Source organism: Streptococcus gwangjuensis, assembly GCF_028156745.1.
Taxonomy (GTDB): domain Bacteria; phylum Bacillota; class Bacilli; order Lactobacillales; family Streptococcaceae; genus Streptococcus; species Streptococcus gwangjuense_A.
In genome coordinates this window covers 1-326 of record NZ_JAODJG010000013.1, presented here as the reverse complement: position 1 = coordinate 326, position 326 = coordinate 1, and the positions used below count along the sequence as shown (strand labels likewise).

The following is a 326-nucleotide window of genomic DNA, read 5'->3' as shown; positions in this document are numbered from 1 at the left end:
GTCTCTCCAACTATCGCAGGTTACACAGCGGATAAATCAGAAATCCCAGCTGTAAGTGGAGTTCAAGCTAAAGACCAAGACCGTGTTGAAACAGTCACTTATCGTAAGGATGCCCAAAAAGCTGTTATCCGTTATGTAAGCACTAACGGTAACCGTGTTCTCACAACAGATGAAGTAACAGGTAAGTCAGGAGAAGCCATTGCCTACAGCACAACAAGTCAAATCACAGAGTTCAAGAAACAAGGCTATAACCTTGTTAGCGATGAATTCACAGCGGGTGGTGCTAAGGTTTATGACTACGATACAGCACGTGACCAAGTCTACAC

At 44.2% G+C, this 326-nt stretch carries 1 protein-coding gene; it reads left to right on the top strand.

Translation table 11 applies throughout. The annotated features are described in order from the left end of the window. A partial coding sequence (locus N5909_RS00100) for a mucin-binding protein (protein WP_419965928.1) occupies positions 1–326 on the top strand: 326 nt, incomplete at both ends.